Raw genomic sequence first — 18,274 nt, forward strand, 5'->3', positions numbered from 1 at the left:
AACGAAATTCGCATGTGTCGCTATATGTATGACGCTTCCTCTGGATCTCCCGACAACGCACTATCAGGGAGTTCTGAGGAGAATGACATGCCCTGTACCCGTCGTACCCGATCATCCGTCTTCGTCGGTGCGCTCACCGTCACCCTCGCCGCGACCCTCACCCCCGCCGCCGCGCCCGCCGCGGCGCGGCCCGCCCCCACCGCCCGACCCGCGACCGCCGCCCCCGCCGACGCCTGGTCCGGCGCCCCCGCCGCCGAACGCTGGTCCGTCGACCTCGTCGTCGCCGGCGGCGACGACGTCAACGTCCGGGTCACCGCCGGCCGGCTCCGGCTCGCCGACTCCCGCCCGGGCGCCCGCACCCGCCCGGCCGCCGCCGGGGGACCGGTCGCCGAGGGCACCCTGCTCGGCACGCCGCGCGTCCTCGCCCGCCCGGCCACCCGGGTCCGCGCCGCGGTCACCGCCGACCTGGCCGGGGGCGGCGCGGCGCAGGTCCAGGTCCGCGGCTGGCGGGCCGCCGGCTGGACCGAGTGGCGCGAGGCCGCCACGGCGGCGGTCTTCGACCGGCCGGTGACCCGGGTCCAGGCCCGGGTGCTGCTCACCGCCCGCAACCCGCGGGCCACCGCGGCGGTACGCGCCGTCGCGCTCACCGCCGACACCGCCGCCGTCGCCGCGGCCGCCACCCCCGGCCGGGTCTACCGGGTCTACGCCACCCGCATCGGCCTGATCGGCGGGGTGACCGCCAACGGCCGCACCGTCCAGCCCCGCGACCACTTCGCGGCGCTGCCCAGCCGGCGGTCCCTCTCCCCGATCAACACCGGCGACTACACCGTGCGGGTCTGCACCACCAGCGGCAGCCGCTGCGAGTACGCCCCGGTCTGGGACGTCGGCCCGTGGAACACCCGCGACGACTACTGGAACCCCAGCGCCGTGCGGGAGAACTGGAAGAACCTGACGCAGGGCCGCCCCGAGGCGCAGGCCGCCTACCAGTACGGCTACAACGGCGGACGCGACCAGTTCGGGCGTACCGTGCTCAACCCGGCCGGCATCGACCTGGCCGACGGCACGTTCTGGGACGGGCTGCTGCTGACCGACAACGCCTGGGTCGACGTGGCGTACCTGTGGACCGGCACTGGGCCGCGCGGCGTGGTCGGCGACGGCCCGCTCAACATCCGCGCCGGCGCCGGCACCGGGTACGGCGTGCGGGGCCTCGCCGCGGAACGGGCCAACGTGCCGATCCAGTGCTACGTCACCGGGCAGCGGATCATTGGGCCGTACCGCACCACCACCCGATGGAACCGGCTGGCCAGCGGGCAGTACGTCAGCCACGCGTACATCTCCGCCGTCTACGGCGGCACCGTCCCGCCCTGCTGACCCACCGTCCGACCGCCGCCCCGGCGGGCGCCGTCACGCGCCCGCCGGGGCGTCCCGGTCAGGGGCGCTCGTCGGGGTGGGGCGCGCGGACCATCTCCTGGTAACGCGGGTGGCTGGCGCCGTACACCGCGTAGTTCAGCCGCGCGTCGGTCAGGCTCAGCTCGCCGTTCGGGCCGCCGCGCACCACCTCGGCGTCGGCGTCACCCTGCCCGTCGTCGGTCCAGAAGCAGACCGGGCAGGTGCCGCCACCGGTCCGGGACGCGCAGCAGGGACAGGCGACGGGAACCCACACTTCACCCACCGGAGCAGCATTCCACACCGGAGCGGAACCGGCACTCACCCGTCCCGCTCCGGCCGAAGCCGCACGAGGTCACCGGGGGCGACGCCGAGCAGGTCCGCCGCCCGACCACCGTTGACCGCCACCGCCGGCCGACCGGCGGAGTCCACGAAGAACACCAGCGCCCCGGCCGGGGCGTCACCGAACGTCCGGCCCCGCACCGCCGGACGACCGGCGACCCGGGGCGCGTCGCCCAGCGCGTCCAGCAGGTCAGGGCCGGCTGCGAGCTGCACGTTGCCGAAGTGGTCCACGGTGAGCACCTCCACGGTCCACCCGTCGCCGTCCCGACGCGCCACCGGCGCGGGCAGCGTGACCAGGGTGGACGGGTCGACCGACGGTCCCGCGTCGGACGGCCGGGCGCCGAGAGCGAGCCGGGCCGCGACCGGGGCGAAGACATCCCGCCCGTGGAAGGTGCGGGAGACCTCGGGCGCCAGCCACTCCGGGTTGGTCAGCTCCACCGCCGCGGTGACGCCGCCCAGCGCCGCCGCGGCCGGTGGCAGCAGGCCGTTGTCCGGCCCCACCAGCAGACCGCCCGGGGTGACCAGCGCGATCCCGCGCCGTGGGGTGCCCACCCCCGGGTCGACCACCGCCACGTGCACCCCGTACGGCAGGTGCGGCACGGTCTGGGCGAGCACCGCCGCGCCCCGCCGGACGTCGGCGGCGGGCACCAGGTGGGTCACGTCGATCACCCGCGCCGCCGGCGCGATCCGGGCGATCACCCCGTGGCAGGCGGCCACGAACCCGTCGCCGAGGCCGTAGTCGGTGGTCAGCGAGATCCACGCGGTCGGGGTCATGCCGGAAGGCTAGCCGGCGTACCGGCGGCGCTGACCGGGGAACGCAGCCTGGCCGACCGGCGGGTGCCGCCACGCCGAGGCGGTCAGGCAGACTGCCGGGGTGACGAAACGCCTCCGTGCCCTGCCGGTCGCCCTGTCGGTCCTGGTCGCTCTCGGGCTCTCCGCCTGCGGCAGCGACCCCGGGGACGACTCCGACGGCGGGGCGTGGGCCGACGGCCGGTCCAAGGCCCCCGCGACCAGCGCCGCCGCCCCCGCAGACGCGCCCAACGAGGCCGCCCAGGGCAGGCCCGCCGGCAAGCCGTCGGAAAGCCCGTCCACCCCGCCCTTCACCATGCCGAAGAAGGCCGCCGGCGCGCCCACCGCCCGGAAGGTGGTCGACGCGTTCAAGGCCGCCGGGCTGAAGGCGCCGGACGTCCGCGACCGGTCGAAGGACTGCGGCCCGAACGGGGGCGGCATCGGCTGCGCCCAACTGCTCGTCAGCGACGCCGTCTCGGTGTACGTCTTCCCGGACGAGGCGACCGCCACCAACCAGAGCGACGTCTGGGGCGCCGACGCGTACCGGCAGGGGGCGGTGGTGCTGAACTACCTCGGCACCCGGACCGCGGCGGCCGAGCGGAAGCGCTACAACGACGTACTCGCCAAGCTGGGCTGAGCCGGCGTCGGTCCCGCCACACGCCGCCTCACCCTGCGCAGGGCCTGGCCGCGGCCGACCGGCGACCTGCGGCCGGCTGCCGGCGGCCCGCTAGCCCGCTGCCGGCGGCCAGGACGCCCCGCTGCCACGCTGCCCGCTTGCCCGTGTGTTCGCTGCCCCTTGCTCGTGTGCCCCTGTCGGCTGCCGGCGGCCGGCGCGATTTCTTCTTGAGCGTGATACCGCAGAGGCATCTTGATGACTGTGAGGTATCACGCTCAACTCGCCTTCGCCCTGCCCGACAACGGCCAGCGGACCGGGCAGCGCTGCCGGCGACGGTCGTCGGGACGTGCGGGACCACGACGAGGAGCGCAACGGCGCACCTACGCCCCACGAGGATGGACACGGCGGCCCGACGCTGCCACGCCGACAGTGGCGGCCCCGGCCGCCCCAAACGTGGGCCGGGCGGTGGTGGGGTCAGGCAGTGGAAGGGCCGGGGGTCGGCGGCGGGGCGGTCGGGGTCAGCCGCGTAGCCGTAGCCCGCGGGGGGTGGCCCGGAAACCGGCGGCGGTCAGCGCGTCGCGCAGCGGCGACGAGTGCACCGCCTCGCCGTCGGCCCGCTCCACCGACATCGCCCCCAGCGCGCCGGAGTGGACGGCGTCGGCCAGGGCCTTGCCCGCCCCGGCGAGCGCCTCGGCGTCGTCGGTGAAGGAGAGGATGGTCCGTCCGCCCCGCTCGACGTAGAGCACCAGGTCCCCGCCGACCAGTACGACCAGCGCCCCGGCCTTGCGTCCGGCCCGGTGCCCGGTCGCCGGGGCGGCGCCGTCCCCGGAGTCGACGACCCGCTCGGGCCAGGGCAGCGCCGCGCCGTACGGGCTGGCCGGGTCGGTGGCGGAGAGCACCAGCGTCGGACCGGCCGCCCGGCCCCGCGCTCCGTCGGCCGGATCGGCCAGCGCCCGGATCCGGTCGACCGCCCCGGGCACCGCGAACTGGGCCGCCCCCAGCCCTTCGACGAAGTAGCCGCGCCGGGCCGCACCGCGCTCCTCCAGCGCGGAGAGCACCGGGTAGACCGCGGCGAAGCCGCCGACCACCTGCTCGGCCATCACCGCGCCCCGGGTGACCACCCCGTGCCGTTCCAGCAGCAGGTCGGCCAGGGCGGCGGCCCGCCGGGTCGGGTCGGTGTCGCGTTCCGGCAGCCGGGACCAGCGGCCGGCGACGGTGGGCGGGCCACCCCGGGTGGGCAGCGCGACCCGGCCGGGGCGGCGGTAGCGGGTGCGCGGCGCGGTCGGCCGGGACCGGTGCGCCCCACCTCCGCCGAGCACCGCCCGCAGCGGGGCGAGCGTGTCGTTGGTGAGGTGACCGGCCCAGACCAGGTCCCACAGGGCCGCGGTCAGCGCCGTGTCGTCGGTCGAGCCGATCCGGTCGGAGAGCGAGCGGAAGAAGAGCGCCTGCCCCTCGGCGAGCGCGTCGAGCACCGAGGAGTGCAGCGGGGTGAGGGTGAGTGCCTCGTCCGGTGGGGGCAGCAGCAGCGGCGCGACGTCCGCGTACGCCAGCGTCACCCAGCCGTCGCCGCCGGAGATCGCGCCGGAACCCGCCCAGAGCACCTCGCCGCTGGCGCAGAGCTCGTCGAGCTGGGCGGGGGAGTAGTCGGCGACCCGGGCGGGCAGCACCAGCCGCTCCAGCGCGGAGGCCGGGACCGCCGCCCCCTGCAGCTGTTCGAGCGTGGCGGCGAGCGCCTCCACGCCCCGCGCCGACGACCCGACCTGCTGCCAGCGCGGCAGGAACGCGGCGAGGGCCTTCGGCGGCACCGGCTCGATCTCCCGGCGCAACGCGGCCAGGCTGCGCCGGCGCAGCAGCCGCAGCACCTCGGCGTCGCACCACTGGGTGCCGACGGTGTCCGGGGCGAACTCGCCGGAGACCACCCGCCCGGTGGCGGCCAGCCGCCGTAGCGCCTGCTCCACCACGAACACCCCGAGCCCGAACCGGGCGGCGCAGGTCGCCGCCGCGAACGGGCCGTGGGTGCGGGCGTACCGGGCCACCAGGTCGCCGAGCGGGTCGGCCACCGGCGCCAGGTACGCCTCGGCGACCCCGACGGGCAGCGCCACGCCGAGGGCGTCCCGCAGCCGGGCGGCGTCCTCCACGCCGATCCAGCGTTCCTGCCCGGCGATGCGGACCCGCAGCACCCGGCGGGCCGCCTCCAGCTCGGCCAGCCAGGCCACCGGCGCGCCGCGTTCGGACAGCTCCGCCTCGGAGAGGTCGCCCACCACCCGGAGCAGCTCGACCACGTCCTCCGCGTCGCGGGGACGGCGCTGCTCGGTGCGCCAGCGCAGCTGCCGCTCGGTCTCGACGAGCACCGCCGGGTCGAGCAGCTCCCGCAGGTCGACCCGGCCGAGCAGCTCGCCGAGGAGGGCCGAGTCGAGGGCGAGGGCGGCGGCCCGGCGCTCGGCCAGCGGCGCGTCGCCCTCGTACAGGAAGGCGCCGACGTACCCGAAGAGCAGTGAGCGGGCGAACGGCGACGGGCGTTCGGTCTCCACCTCGACCAGGCGCACCTTCCGGCTGCCCAGGTCGCGCATCAGCTCCGCGAGGGCCGGCTGGTCGAAGACGTCCTGAAGGCATTCCCGGGCGGCCTCCAGGGTGACCGGGAAGTCGGCGTACTCGCGGGCGACGTCGAGCAGCTGGGCGGCCCGCTGGCGCTGCTGCCAGAGCGGCTGCCGGCGGCGCGGGTCGCGGCGGGGCAGCAGCAGCGACCGGGCGGCGCATTCCCGGAACCGGGAGGCGAAGAGCGCGGAGGTGCCGACGGACTCCTCGACGAGCTGGGCGATCTCGTCGGGTTCGAAGACCACCACGTCGGCGCCGGGCGGCTCCTCGGCGGTGTCCGGCAGGCGCACCACGATCCCGTCGTCCGCGGGCATCACCTGGGCGTCCACCCCGTACCGTTCGGCCAGCCGCCGACCGATGGCGAGCGCCCACGGCCCGTTGACCCGGGCGCCGAGGACGCTGTGCACGGCGAGCCGCCAGTCGCCCAGCTCGTCGCGGAACCGCTCGACCACCACCGTCCGGTCGTCCGGCAGGGAGCGGGTCGCGGCCTTCTGCTCGCGCAGGTAGGCCAGCAGGTTGCCGGCGGCCCAGTCGTCCAGCCCGCCGGCGCGCAGCGCGGCGACCGCCGCCTCGTCGTCCTGCCGGAGCAGGGCGCGGACCCGGGCGCCGATGGCCCGACCCAGCTCGACCGGGCGGCCCAGCTGGTCGCCCTTCCAGAACGGCATCCGGGCGGCCTGACCGGGAGCGGGGGAGACCAGCACCCGGTCAGGCGTGATCTCCTCGATCCGCCAGGAGGAGGAGCCGAGCAGGAAGACGTCCCCGACCCGGGACTCGTAGACCATCTCCTCGTCGAGCTCGCCGACCCGGGCGGCGCGTTCCGCCCCGGCCAGGAAGACCCCGAAGAGCCCCCGGTCGGGGATGGTGCCGCCGCTGGTCACCGCCAGCCGCTGGGCGCCGGGGCGACCGGTGAGCACGTCGGCGGCGCGGTCCCAGACCAGCCGGGGGCGCAGCTCGGCGAAGGCGGTGGACGGGTAGCGGCCGGAGAGCATGTCGAGCACGGCGTGCAGTGCCGAGTCGGGCAGCTCGGCGAAGGGCGCGGCCCGGCGGACCAGCACGGCGAGGTCGCCGACCCGCCACGGTTCCAGGGCCACCATGGCGACGACCTGTTGGGCCAGCACGTCGAGGGGGTTGCGCGGGTAGTGCAGCTCCTCGATGGCGCCCTCGGCCATCCGCTCGGCCACCACGGTGCAGGAGAGCAGGTCGCCCCGGTGCTTGGGGAAGACCACGCCCCGGGAGACCGCGCCGACCTGGTGCCCGGCCCGGCCGACCCGTTGCAGGCCGGCGGCGACGCTGGGCGGGGCCTCGATCTGCACGACCAGGTCGACCGCGCCCATGTCGATGCCCAGTTCCAGGCTGGAGGTGGCCACCACGGCGGGGAGCTGTCCGGACTTGAGCGCCTCCTCGATGTGCTTGCGCTCCTCCCGGGACACGCTGCCGTGGTGGGCGCGGGCGATCACCGTCGGCGCCCCGGTCGCCGCCCCGGACTGCGCCATCACCTCGGCGGGCGGCCGTCCCGCCCGCACCGGACCGACCGGACCACCCCGCGCTCGCCGCGCCGCCCCGCCGTCCCCGGCCGGGGTTGCGCCGCCGTCCGCCGTGTCGCTGTCCGCCGCGCCGCCGGTCACTGCGTCGCCGTCCGCCGTGTCGCCGTCCGCCGGGCGGCCGTCCGCCGCTAGGCCGCCGTCTGCCGCGCCGCCGGGCGCCACGCCGTCCCCGGCCGTGGATCCGTCGCCGTCCGTCGCCTCGCCGTCCGTCGCCTCGCCGTCCGCCGCCCCGCCGGGCGGCAGGCCGTCGTCCCAGGGCGAACCGCCGGGTACGCCGTGTGAGTCCCCGCCGAGTGCCGGGCGTCCGCCGCCCGGGCCGCCGGCGCCCGCCAGCTCCTCGGCGGCCAGCTCGTTGAGGCGGGCGCAGAGCCGTTCGGCGCTGCGCCGGGAGTTGGTGAAGACGATGGTTGAGCGGTGCGACCGGATCAGCGAGAGGACCCGCTCCTCCACGGCCGGCCAGATCGACGCCCGACGCGGACCGGGGCCGCCGAGGTCGTCCTCCGGCTGCTCCTGCTCGTCCAGGCGGGTCATGTCCTCCACCGGGACCTGGACGGTCACCTCGATGGTCTTGGGGGTCGCCGGCTGCACCACGTCAACCGGGCGGGCGCCGCCCAGGAACCGCGCGCAGGCGTCGATCGGTCGGACCGTCGCGGAGAGCCCGATCCGCTGCGCGGGCCGTTCCAGCAGCTCGTCGAGGCGCTCCAGGGAGAGCGCCAGGTGAGCGCCGCGCTTCGTCCCGGCGACCGCGTGCACCTCGTCGACGATCACCGTCTCGACGCCCCGCAGCGAGTCCCGCGCAGCGGAGGTGAGCAGCAGGAACAGCGACTCCGGGGTGGTGATGAGGATGTCCGGCGGGGTGCGGGCGAAGGCCCGTCGCTCGTCGGCGGGGGTGTCGCCGGTGCGCATCCCCACGGTGATCTCCGGCGGGGTGACGCCGAGCCGGGTGGCGGCCTGCCGGATGCCGGTGAGGGGAGTGCGCAGGTTGCGCTCCACGTCCACCGCCAGGGCCTTGAGCGGGCTGACGTAGAGCACCCGGCAGCGTCGCCGGGCCTCGGCGGGCGGCGGCTCCTTGGCCAGCCGGTCGAGCGACCAGAGGAACGCGGCGAGCGTCTTGCCGGAGCCGGTCGGCGCCACGACGAGGGCGTTGCGCCCGGCGGACACGGACCGCCACGCGCCGGTCTGGGCCGCGGTGGGCGCCTCGAAGGCGGCGGTGAACCACTCCCGGGTCGCCACGCCGAAGCCGGCCATCACCGGCGCCGCGTCCGCCCCGTCCTGGTGTCTCGCCACGCCTCCCATCCTGCCTCGCCGGTACGACATCCGGTCGCGGCCGTGGCCTGATCTGTCCGGCTGCGAGCCTTACGTGGCGGAAGAGGCACTTGACGTGTTAAGTCTCACTTAACTGCTTGCTTGTGCCCTGCAACATAAAGTAACTTCACCCGCAACGCAACGTCGGGTGGAGGGGATCGGATGACCGTCGAGGAGCATGGCTTCGCGCCCGGCACCGACGTGCTCATCCGTAAGGTCGACAGTCATCTCACCGCGCTGCGGGGCAGCCTGCGCGGCCCCGAGCTGGAGCTCGCCGAGCAGCTCGCCCGCTCCCTGCGCGAGCTGGTCATCTCCACCGCCCAGGCCAGCGCCGCCGACCGGGGTCAGGTGCGCGCGGCGGTGCACTACTTCGTGCTGCGCCGGGAGAGCCGGGGCAACCTGCTCTCCGTGCGGTCCCTCGCCGCCGCCCAGCGCGTGGTCAACAAGGTCGTCCGTCAGCTCGGTCGTCCGGAGCTGTTGGTCGAGACCCGGCGTGACCGTCCGGCCCGCGAGACCGGGGTCCCCGCCGGCGACGCCGCGCTGCGCTGACGCCGCTCGATCTTTCGCCGGCCACGTTCGGAGGCTGCTGTTCGACGGCTGCCGGCCCCGGGATCATGCATCTCTCCCGGAACCTGAGTCGGCTACGGGCAGCGGCTCGCAAGCGTGAACACCGGCCCGTCGCACGGACGGGCTGAGTCGTCTACGACATCAGCTCCAAAGCGTGAACCCGGGCATCGGAGGTGCGGTCGACGGGCTGAGTCGTTAACGACATCAGCTCTAAAGCGTCAGCACGGCACCGCGGGTGGGTCGGACCCGACGGGCTGGGCCGTCCGCGACTTCGGGTCTTGAGCGTCCAACGACGGCACCGCCGGTCCGGCCGGCGGCGATTTCGGCAAAACCGCCCGTCGGCGGGTGATCTGACGTCTGATCGGTGCTGACCGGGACATATTCCCCCGGTGCACGCCGCCAGCTCGACCGGGAGAGGACGCGTGCTCGTACTGCTGCTCCTCCACCTGGTGGCGGCGCTCGTCGCGCCGCTGCTGGTCCGGCGGTGGGGTCCGCGCGCCTGCTACCCGCTCGCGCTGGTCCCGGCCGCCGGGTGCGGCTGGGCGCTGGTCCGTACCCCGAGCGTGCGCGACGGCGGCGCGGTCGTCGAGACGTACTCCTGGATCGGCCAGCTGGACCTCGACGTGGCGCTGCGGATGACGACGCTGTCCTGGCTGATGACCCTGCTAGTCGGTGGCGTCGGCGCGCTGGTGCTGGTGTACTGCGGCCGGTACTTCTCCCGCGACTCGGCCGGCCTGCCCCGGTTCGTGGCGGTGCTGGTGGCCTTCGCCGGAGCCATGCTCGGTCTGGTCCTCGCCGACGACCTGCTGCTCCTCTACGTCTTCTGGGAACTGACCACGGTCTTCTCCTACCTGCTGATCGGGCACAGCACGGAACGCCGGTCCAGCCGGTGGGCCGCCGCCCAGGCGCTGACCGTCACCACGCTGGGCGGCCTGTGCATGCTGTTGGGCTTCCTCATCCTCGGCGAGCACGCCGGCACCTACCGCTGGTCGGAGATCGCCGCCGGGCCGCTGCCCGCCGGAGGCGCCCAGGTCGCCGCCGTGCTGCTGATCCTGGCCGGCGCGCTGGCCAAGTCGGCGATCGTCCCGTTCAACGCCTGGCTGCCGGTGGCGATGGCCGCGCCCACCCCGGTCAGCGCCTACCTGCACGCCGCGGCGATGGTGAAGGCGGGAATCTACCTCCTCGGGCTGCTCGGGCCGGCGCTCGCCGACGTCGGCCCGTGGCGCCCGGTGGTGCTCACCCTCGGCCTGGTCACCATGATCGCCGGCGGCTGGGCGGCGCTGCGGCAGTGCGACCTGAAGCTGCTGCTGGCGTACGGGACGGTCAGCCAGCTCGGCCTGCTCGCGGTGGTGATCGGCGCGGGCACCGCCGACGCCGCGCTCGCCGGGGTGGCGATGCTGCTCGCCCACGCCCTGTTCAAGGCGGCGCTCTTCCTCGTCGTCGGGATCATCGACCACGACGTCGGCACCCGCGACCTGCGCGAGCTGTGCCGCCTCGGCCGACGGGCGCCGGTGCTGGCGGGGATCGCCGCGCTCGCCGCGCTCTCCATGGCCGGCGTGCCGCCACTGCTCGGCTTCGTCGCCAAGGAGGCGGTCTTCGCCGCGCTGGCCGAGCAGCCGGTGGTGCTGGCCGGGGTGCTCGCCGGCACGGCGCTCACCGTCGCGTACAGCATCCGGTTCCTCTGGGGGGCCTTCGCCAGCCGGCCGGACGTGGCGCCGACCGAGATGGCGCAGCCCCCGGCGGCGATGCTGGCGCCGCCGGCCCTGCTCGCCGTGGCCGGCCTGGTCGCCGGCCCCGCCGCCGGCGCGCTGGACGGCCTGCTGCGCCCGTACGCGGAGCTCTTCGGGGCGCCGCACGAACACCTCGCGCTCTGGCACGGCCTCACCCCCGCCCTCGGGTTGTCGGCCCTGGCGGTGGCCGGCGGCGTGGGGCTGCACGCGGTGCGCGGTCCGCTCGCCCCGGCGCTGCTGCGGCTGCGCTCCCCGGTCGGCGGCAACCAGGGGTACGAGTGGGTGACCCGACACTTCGACCGGCTGGCGATCGAGGTCACCGGTGCGACCCAGCGCGGTTCCCTGCCGCAGTACCTGGGCACCGTGCTGCTCGCGCTGGTGCTGGTGCCCGGGTTCGCGCTGTTGACCACCCGTCCCTGGCAGCACCGGATCGCCCTCTGGGACTCTCCGCTGCAACTGGTGGTCGGGGTGGTCATCGCCGTCGCGGCGCTGCTCGCCGTCCGTGCCCGCCGACGGCTGACCGCGATGCTGCTGGTCGGGGTGACCGGCTACGGCACCGCGATGCTCTTCGTGCTGCACGGCGCGCCCGACCTGGCGCTGACCCAGTTCCTGGTGGAGACCGCGACCATCGTGGTGTTCGTGCTGGTGCTGCGCCGGCTGCCGGAGCGCTTCTCCGCCCGGCCGCTGCGCCGCAGCCGGTGGCTGCGCCGGGCGATCGGCCTCGGCGTGGGGGTGGTCCTGGCCGGCTTCGCCCTGGTCGCCGCCGCGTCCCGCACCGCCACGCCGATCTCCGCGACCCTCCCGGAGCTCGCGGTCGTCGAGGGGTACGGCCGCAACGTGGTCAACGTGATCCTGGTGGACATCCGGGCCTGGGACACCATGGGCGAGATCGCCGTGCTGGTCGTGGCCGCCACCGGCGTCGCCAGTCTGATCTTCGAACGCTCGCGGACCGGTCCCCGCCCGCGCCGGGCGGAGCCGGCCGCGCCGCGGCGCGACACCCGGTCGGTCTGGCTGCGTGGCGGGCCGACCCTGAACGAGCGGCGCCGGTCGATCGTCTTCGAGGTGGTCACCCGGCTGATCTTCCACACCGTCGTGGTCTTCTCGCTCTTCCTGCTCTTCTCCGGCCACAACGCTCCCGGTGGGGGCTTCGCCGGCGGCCTGGTCGCGAGCCTCGCGCTGGCCGTGCGCTACCTCGCCGGCGGCCGGTACGAGCTGGCCGAGGCCGCCCCGGTCGGCGCCGGCACCATCCTCGGCGCCGGGCTGGCCATCTCCGTCGGCACCGGAGTGGTGGCCCTGCTGGCCGGCGAGACGATCCTGGAGAGCGCGAAGGTCGACCTGCCGCTGCCCGGGCTCGGCGGGCCGTACCTGGTGACCTCGCTCTTCTTCGACCTCGGCGTCTACCTGGTCGTGGTCGGGCTGGTGCTGGACATCCTGCGCAGCCTCGGCGCCCAGGTGGACCGGCACATTGAGGCGTCCGGGAAGTCCGAGCGGGGACTCGTCGTCGACCTGGAGGGGGATCGGCCGTGAGGGAGAGCGGGGCCGGCCTCACCCTGGTGCTGGTGATCGGCGTCGGGGTGCTCGCCGCCACCGGGGCGACCCTGCTGCTGGAGCGCAGCCTCACCCGGATCCTGCTCGGCGTCATCCTGCTCGGCAACGGGGTGAACCTGCTCATCCTGCTCGCCGGCCGGTCCGGCGGCGCGCCGGTGGTGGGCACCGGACCGGCCGGGGAGTTCAGCGATTCCCTGCCGCAGGCGATGGTGCTCACCGCCATCGTGATCACCTTCGGGTTCACCGCCTTCGTCGCCGCGGTGGCGTACCGCAGCTGGTACCTCACCGGCGACGACGAGGTGCAGGACGACCTGGAGGACCGGAAGATCGTGCAGCTCGCCGAGGAGAACGAGGTGCCCACCGCGGACCTCGGTGGCGAGGGGCCGGGCGACGACCCGGAGCAGGTGGACCCGGGGCCGGCGCGCCGCCGGTTGCGGCGGTCGGGCGGCGCGCAGTGACCCAGCTCCTCGCGTTGCCCGTGGTGGTGCCGCTACTCGGCGCCGCGTTGACGCTGATCCTGGCCCGCTGGCCCCGGGTGCAGCGGACGATCAGCGTGGTCGGGCTCGCCACCAACCTGGTCGTCGCGGTGCTGCTGCTGGTCGAGGCGTACCGGCACGGGCCGGTGGTGGTGCAGGTCGGCGGGTGGCCCGCGCCGGTGGGGATCGTGCTGGTCGCCGACCAGTTGGCGGCGCTGATGCTGGTGGTCTCCTCGGCGGTGACGCTCTGCGTGCTGTTCTACTCGATCGGGCAGGGGCGCGGGGAGACCACCGAGTCGGCCCCGGTGAGCATCTACCACCCCACCTACCTGGTGCTGACCGCCGGCATCACCAACGCCTTCCTCGCCGGTGACCTGTTCAACCTCTTCGTCGGCTTCGAGATCCTGCTGGCGGCGAGCTTCGTGCTGATCACCCTCGGCGGCTCCGAGGGCCGGATCCGCACCGGGTCCACGTACGTGGTGGTCAGCCTCCTCTCCTCGATGATCTTCCTGGCCGCGGTGGGGCTGGTGTACGCGGCCACCGGCACCCTCAACCTGGCCCAGCTCGCCGCGCGGCTCGACGCCCTGCCAGCCGGCGTACGCCTCGGGTTGCAGCTCATGCTGCTGCTCGCCTTCGGCATCAAGGCGGCGGTCTTCCCGCTCTCCGCCTGGCTGCCGGACAGCTACCCCACGGCGCCGGCCCCGGTGACCGCGGTCTTCGCCGGGCTGCTGACCAAGGTCGGCGTGTACGCGATCATCCGGACCGAGACGCTGCTCTTCCCCGGCGGGCGGGTCGCCCACCTGCTGATGGTGGTGGCCGGGCTGACCATGGTGATCGGCGTGCTGGGCGCGGTGGCGCAGTCGGACATGAAGCGGCTCTTCTCCTTCACCCTGGTCAGCCACATCGGCTACATGATCTTCGGAGTGGCGCTGAGCACCGCCGCCGCGCTCTCCGGCGCGATCTTCTACGTGGTCCACCACATCACCATCCAGACCACCCTCTTCCTGGTGGCCGGGCTGGTGGAGGAGCGGGCCGGCAGCACCGACCTGCGCCGGATCGGCGGCCTGGCCCGGGTCGCCCCGCTGCTGGCCGTGCTCTTCTTCGTCCCGGCGATGAACCTCGCCGGCATTCCGCCCTTCTCCGGTTTCCTGGGCAAGCTCGGCCTCCTCCAGGCCGGCGTGGCGACCGGCGGTCCGCTGCCCTGGGTGCTCGTCGTCGCCGGGACCGTGACCAGCCTGCTGACCCTCTACGCCGCGTCCCGGGTGTGGAACATCGCCTTCTGGCGGGCGCCGCAACTGGCCACCGCCGAACCGCCGGTGCGGCTGCCCACCCTGATGGTCGGCGCCACCACCGCCCTGGTCGTGCTGGGACTGCTGCTCACCGCCGCCGCCGGCCCGCTCTTCGAGGTCACCGCCGACGCCGCCGCCGACCTGCGCCAGCGCACCCCGTACGTCCGGGCCGTCCTCCCCGGCGGTACGTCGTGACCGCCCCCGATCCGGCCGCGGGCGGTGCTTCCGGGCTGCGGCGGGCCGGGCGACGACGGGACCAGTTGATCGCGCTGGGCTGGCTGGTCGGAGTCTGGAACCTGCTCTGGGGCGACTTCTCCTGGGGCAACCTGCTCAGCGGGGTGCTGGTCGGCGTGGCGGTGTTGCTGTTCTTCCCGCTGCCGCCGATCTCCTTCGGCGGGCGGGTCCGCCCCCGAGCCCTGCTGGTGCTCGCGGTGACCTTCGTCGCCGAACTGGTCAGCGCCAGCGTGCGCGTCGCCGCCATCGCGGTACGCCCCGGCTACCGCCCCCGCAGCGCGATCGTCGCGGTGCGGCTGCGGGTCCGCACCGACCTCAACCTGGCGCTCACCGCCGAACTGCTCTCGCTGGTCCCGGGCACCCTGATCCTGGAGACCGACCGGGACGCCGGCGTCCTGTACGTGCACGTGTTGGACGTGCGCGGGCCGGCGGACCTGACCGCCGGCCGGGACCGGGTCCTCGCCGTCGAGGAGCGGGTCGTCCGGGCCATCGGCACCGCTGACGAACTGCGCCTGCTCACCACCGACATCCGTACCCAGGAGGCACCGTGACCACCGTCCTCGCGGTCGTGCTGACCGTGCTGCTCTCGACCACCGCGCTGCTCGCCCTGGCCCGGATGTACCGCGGCCCCTCGCTGCTGGACCGGGTGATCGCCGCCGACCTGCTGCTCGCCACCATGCTCGGGGCGGTGGGGGCGCAGGCCGCGGTGACCCGGCACGCCACCACCCTGCCGGTGCTGGTGGTCCTCTCCCTGCTCGGTTTCGTCGGTTCCGTCGCCCTGGTCCGGTTCGCCGCCCGGGCGGAGTCGTGAACGCGGGCACGGTCGCCGACTGGCTGGGCGGCTTCGCGCTGGTCGGGGGCGCGCTGCTCAGCCTCGCCGCCGGGATCGGGGTGCTGCGCTTCCCGGACGTGCTGGACCGGATGCACGCGGCGACCAAACCGCAGGTGCTCGGGGTGCTGCTCCTGCTGCTGGGGCTGGCGCTGCGGCTGCGTACCCCGGCCGACCTCGGGATGATCGCGCTGGTGGGCATCTTCCAACTGGTCACCGCCCCGGTGGCCGCGCAGATGATCGGCCGGGCCGCGTACCGCTCCGGCCGGGTCGACCGCAGCCTGCTCGACACCGACGAACTGGCCGACCGGTGAGCAGCGTCCTTCCGCACACCTCCAGCGGACGTACAGCCGCCGCGGATAGAATTGCCGCATGATCGACTCCTCTGCCCAGGAGGGCAGCAGTAGCCAGCCGGGTCGTGCCCGGCATCCCCTCGGCCCGACGTCCCCGGGAGCCCTGAGCGACCCGTGTTGATCGTTGTCGGCCTTCTTCTCATCATCGTTCTCACCGCCGCCACCGGGTACTTCGTGGCCCAGGAGTTCGGCTACGTCGCCGTGGACCGCGGCAAGCTCAAGCAACAGGCCGACGCGGGCGACAAGAAGGCCGCCCGGGCCCTGGAGGTCACCGGGCGGCTCTCCTTCATGCTCTCCGGCGCCCAGCTCGGCATCACCGTGACCGCCCTGCTGGTCGGTTACGTCGCCGAGCCGTACCTCGGCGCCGGGCTGGCCGAGCTGCTCGGCGGCGCGGGCGTCTCCAGCGCGGTCAGCCTGCCGCTGTCGGTGGCGCTCGCCCTGGTCATCGCCACCGTGGTGCAGATGGTCCTCGGCGAGCTGGCCCCGAAGAACCTGGCCATCGCCCGCGCCGAGCCGCTCGCCCGGGCGCTGAGCCGCTCCACCCTGATCTACCTGAAGGTCGCCGGACCGCTGATCACGCTCTTCGACCGGGCCGCCGTGCGGCTGCTGCGCCGGATCGGCATCGAGCCGATCGAGGAGCTGCCCAGTGGCGCCACCCCCGAGGACCTGGAGCAGATCATCGCCGAGTCCCGCGAGGAGGGGCGCCTCGACGCCGAGATGTCCGACCTGCTGGACCGGGGGCTCGACTTCCGGGAGCTGACCGCCGGGGAGGCCATGGTCCCCCGGGTCGACGTGCACACCGTACGGGCGCACGAGCCGGTCAGCCGGATCGTCGAGCTGCTCGACACGGGTCACTCCCGGTTCCCGGTCCGCGGGACCGAGGGCGTCGACGACCTGGTCGGCGTGGTCGGCATCGCCGACGTGCTCGGCGTGCCGCCGGAGCGGCGCGGCAGCACCCCGGTCAGCGCGGTGGCCGTACCCCCGTTGCTGGTGCCGGAGACGCTGCCGCTGCCGACGGTGCTGGACCGGCTGCGCTCCGGGCACCGGCAGCTGGCCTGCGTGGTCGACGAGTACGGCGGGTTCGCCGGGGTGATCACCCTGGAGGACATCGCCGAGGAACTGGTCGGCCCGATCCGGGACGAGGACGACCCGCCGGAGCGTGCCCCGGCCCGCCAGGCGGACGGCTCCTGGGTGGTGCCGGCCCGGTGGCGCATCGACGAGGTCGCCGACAGCACCGGCATCGCCCTGCCCGAGGCTCCCGAGTACGACACGCTCTCCGGGCTGGTCATGCGGGAGCTGGGTCGGGTGCCTGAGGTCGGTGACCGGCTGGAGATCCGGCTCGCCGTCGACGGTGAGGAACCGGACGAGCAGTCGAGGGCCCTGGTCGAGGTGCTGGTGGTGGATCGGCACGTGGCCGACTCGGTGCGGCTGCGGATGGCCGGCGCCGTGCGGGACGGGGAGGGGGCGGCATGAGCCCGACCGTCGCGCTGCTGATCTCGGTGCTGCTCCTCGCGCTGAACGGCTTCTTCGTCGCCGCCGAGTTCGCCCTGCTGGCGAGCAAGCGCTACCGCCTGGAGCAGGCGGCGGCCGGTGGCAGCCGGGCCGCCCGGGCCGCGCTGGACGGCGTACGGGAGCTGTCGCTGATGCTGGCCGGCGCCCAGCTCGGCATCACGCTCTGCACGCTGGGGCTCGGCGCGCTGGCCGAGCCGGCGATCGAGCACCTGCTCAGCCCGCTGCTGCACGCGGTGGGGCTGCCGGACGCGGCCAGCCACGCGATCGCGCTGGTCTTCGCCCTGGCGCTGGTGACCTTCCTGCACCTGGTGGTCGGCGAGATGGCCCCGAAGTCGTGGGCGATCACCGACGCGGAGCGCTCGGCGACGCTGCTGGCCCTGCCGTTCCGGGCCTTCGCCCGGGTGTCCCGGCCGGTGCTCTCGGTGCTCAACGCGCTGGCCAACGCGGTCCTGCGGCTGGTCGGCGTGCAGCAGCAGGACCAGCTCGCCCAGGTGCACGGCCCGGACGAGCTGCGCATCCTGCTGGAGCAGTCCCGTGAGCACGGCCTGCTCGGCGCGGAGCAGCACCTGCTGCTGACCAGCATGCTGGAGTTGCAGGGCACCACGGTCGCCGACGTGATGGAGCCGTTCGAGCGCATCGTCACGGTGCGCCGGGACGATTCCGCCGAGCGGATCGAGCAGGTCAGCCGGGACAGCGGCCGGTCCCGGCTGGCCGTGCTGGACGGCAACGGCGAGGTGTGCGGCCTGGTGCACGTCCGGGAGGCGGTCCGGGCCGTCACCACGGGCCGCCCGGCGACCGCCGGTGAGCTGATGACCCGGTCGTTCACGCTGCCGGGCACCGCCTCGGTCACCGAGGCGGTGGCCGCGATGCGCGCCGACCAGGCGCAGCTGGCGCTGGTCCGCAACGGTGGCGGCCCGACCCGGCCGATCGGTTTCGTGGCGCTGGAGGACCTGCTCGAGGAGGTCATCGGCGAGTTCGACGACGAGACCGACCCCGTCCCGCGCGGCCGTCGCATGCGCTGACGCCCCGCGCCGCCCCGTCCGCGTCCCGTCCCCGTTTGCGGCGTGTCGCGCCATCCGTCCGGGCGGTTTCAGGTGGCTGTTGCAACGAGGTACTTGTGGAGTGCTTGGGCGGGATTCTGCCAGTTGAGGGTTTGGCG

14 protein-coding genes are annotated in these 18,274 nt (G+C 74.8%); 11 read left to right on the forward strand and 3 right to left on the reverse strand.

The genetic code is table 11. From position 1 onward, the window contains the following. The first annotated feature begins 87 nt into the window (after positions 1 to 87). The gene (locus AC5L3Z_RS27940) at positions 88 to 1,371 is read left to right on the forward strand and encodes a DUF8814 domain-containing protein (RefSeq protein ID WP_494846210.1); all 1,284 of its coding nucleotides are present in this window, start codon (positions 88 to 90) and stop codon (positions 1,369 to 1,371) included. A gap of 58 nt (positions 1,372 to 1,429) precedes the next feature. On the opposite strand, the gene AC5L3Z_RS27945 is transcribed toward AC5L3Z_RS27940, so the two are convergent. After that, positions 1,430 to 1,672 (reverse strand): CPCC family cysteine-rich protein, encoded by a 243-nt coding sequence (locus AC5L3Z_RS27945; protein ID WP_334523237.1) that lies wholly within the window; start codon positions 1,670 to 1,672, stop codon positions 1,430 to 1,432. A gap of 35 nt (positions 1,673 to 1,707) precedes the next feature. Then, positions 1,708 to 2,502: an SAM hydrolase/SAM-dependent halogenase family protein gene (locus AC5L3Z_RS27950; RefSeq protein WP_494846212.1), complete on the reverse strand. Its 795-nt coding sequence runs from the start codon at positions 2,500 to 2,502 to the stop codon at positions 1,708 to 1,710. 100 nt (positions 2,503 to 2,602) lie between these two features. Here AC5L3Z_RS27950 and AC5L3Z_RS27955 point away from each other — a divergent pair, with 100 nt between their 5' ends. Then, positions 2,603 to 3,154 (forward strand): hypothetical protein, encoded by a 552-nt coding sequence (locus AC5L3Z_RS27955; RefSeq protein ID WP_334523242.1) that lies wholly within the window; start codon positions 2,603 to 2,605, stop codon positions 3,152 to 3,154. 497 nt (positions 3,155 to 3,651) lie between these two features. Here AC5L3Z_RS27955 and AC5L3Z_RS27960 read toward each other — a convergent pair whose 3' ends face one another. Next, positions 3,652 to 8,568 carry an Lhr family helicase gene (locus AC5L3Z_RS27960; protein ID WP_494846213.1) on the reverse strand — a complete coding sequence of 1,639 codons (4,917 nt, stop codon included), beginning with the start codon at positions 8,566 to 8,568 and terminating at the stop codon, positions 3,652 to 3,654. 171 nt (positions 8,569 to 8,739) lie between these two features. Here AC5L3Z_RS27960 and AC5L3Z_RS27965 point away from each other — a divergent pair, with 171 nt between their 5' ends. From AC5L3Z_RS27965 to AC5L3Z_RS28005, 9 genes are all read left to right on the forward strand, one after another. Then, positions 8,740 to 9,126 (forward strand): hypothetical protein, encoded by a 387-nt coding sequence (locus AC5L3Z_RS27965; protein WP_494846214.1) that lies wholly within the window; start codon positions 8,740 to 8,742, stop codon positions 9,124 to 9,126. Between the two features lie 440 nt (positions 9,127 to 9,566). After that, entirely contained in the window at positions 9,567 to 12,401 is a 2,835-nt protein-coding gene (locus AC5L3Z_RS27970) for a Na+/H+ antiporter subunit A (RefSeq protein ID WP_494846216.1), read from the forward strand. Then, positions 12,398 to 12,880, forward strand: a complete 483-nt coding sequence (locus AC5L3Z_RS27975; protein ID WP_494846217.1) for a Na(+)/H(+) antiporter subunit C — start codon at positions 12,398 to 12,400, stop codon at positions 12,878 to 12,880. Before AC5L3Z_RS27970 ends, AC5L3Z_RS27975 begins: the two co-directional genes overlap by 4 nt. Next, on the forward strand, positions 12,877 to 14,382 hold the full coding sequence (locus AC5L3Z_RS27980) for a Na+/H+ antiporter subunit D (RefSeq protein WP_494846219.1): 1,506 nt from the start codon (positions 12,877 to 12,879) through the stop codon (positions 14,380 to 14,382). The genes AC5L3Z_RS27975 and AC5L3Z_RS27980 overlap by 4 nt, the downstream gene beginning before the upstream one ends. Further along, on the forward strand, positions 14,379 to 14,972 hold the full coding sequence (locus AC5L3Z_RS27985; RefSeq protein WP_494846220.1) for a Na+/H+ antiporter subunit E: 594 nt from the start codon (positions 14,379 to 14,381) through the stop codon (positions 14,970 to 14,972). Before AC5L3Z_RS27980 ends, AC5L3Z_RS27985 begins: the two co-directional genes overlap by 4 nt. Beyond that, positions 14,969 to 15,232 carry an MrpF/PhaF family protein gene (locus AC5L3Z_RS27990; protein WP_494846222.1) on the forward strand — a complete coding sequence of 88 codons (264 nt, stop codon included), beginning with the start codon at positions 14,969 to 14,971 and terminating at the stop codon, positions 15,230 to 15,232. The genes AC5L3Z_RS27985 and AC5L3Z_RS27990 overlap by 4 nt, the downstream gene beginning before the upstream one ends. Continuing rightward, on the forward strand, positions 15,229 to 15,564 hold the full coding sequence (gene mnhG, locus AC5L3Z_RS27995; RefSeq protein ID WP_334613362.1) for a monovalent cation/H(+) antiporter subunit G: 336 nt from the start codon (positions 15,229 to 15,231) through the stop codon (positions 15,562 to 15,564). The genes AC5L3Z_RS27990 and mnhG overlap by 4 nt, the downstream gene beginning before the upstream one ends. 153 nt (positions 15,565 to 15,717) lie before the next feature. Further along, positions 15,718 to 17,076: a hemolysin family protein gene (locus AC5L3Z_RS28000; RefSeq protein ID WP_494846223.1), complete on the forward strand. Its 1,359-nt coding sequence runs from the start codon at positions 15,718 to 15,720 to the stop codon at positions 17,074 to 17,076. Continuing rightward, complete coding sequence (locus AC5L3Z_RS28005) at positions 17,073 to 18,137, forward strand: hemolysin family protein (protein ID WP_494846225.1); 1,065 nt, start codon at positions 17,073 to 17,075, stop codon at positions 18,135 to 18,137. Before AC5L3Z_RS28000 ends, AC5L3Z_RS28005 begins: the two co-directional genes overlap by 4 nt. Positions 18,138 to 18,274: the final 137 nt, after the last annotated feature.

This window comes from Micromonospora sp. LZ37, assembly GCF_059359015.1.

Excerpts from the sequence above, each read along its gene's own strand:
- AC5L3Z_RS27940 (WP_494846210.1), top strand. The coding sequence starts at position 88 with ATGCCCTGTACCCGTCGTACCCGATCATCCGTCTTCGTCGGTGCGCTC.
- AC5L3Z_RS27950 (WP_494846212.1), bottom strand. The coding sequence starts at position 2,502 with ATGACCCCGACCGCGTGGATCTCGCTGACCACCGACTACGGCCTCGGC.
- AC5L3Z_RS27960 (WP_494846213.1), bottom strand. The coding sequence starts at position 8,568 with ATGGGAGGCGTGGCGAGACACCAGGACGGGGCGGACGCGGCGCCGGTG.
- AC5L3Z_RS27965 (WP_494846214.1), top strand. The coding sequence starts at position 8,740 with ATGACCGTCGAGGAGCATGGCTTCGCGCCCGGCACCGACGTGCTCATC.
- AC5L3Z_RS28005 (WP_494846225.1), top strand. The coding sequence starts at position 17,073 with ATGAGCCCGACCGTCGCGCTGCTGATCTCGGTGCTGCTCCTCGCGCTG.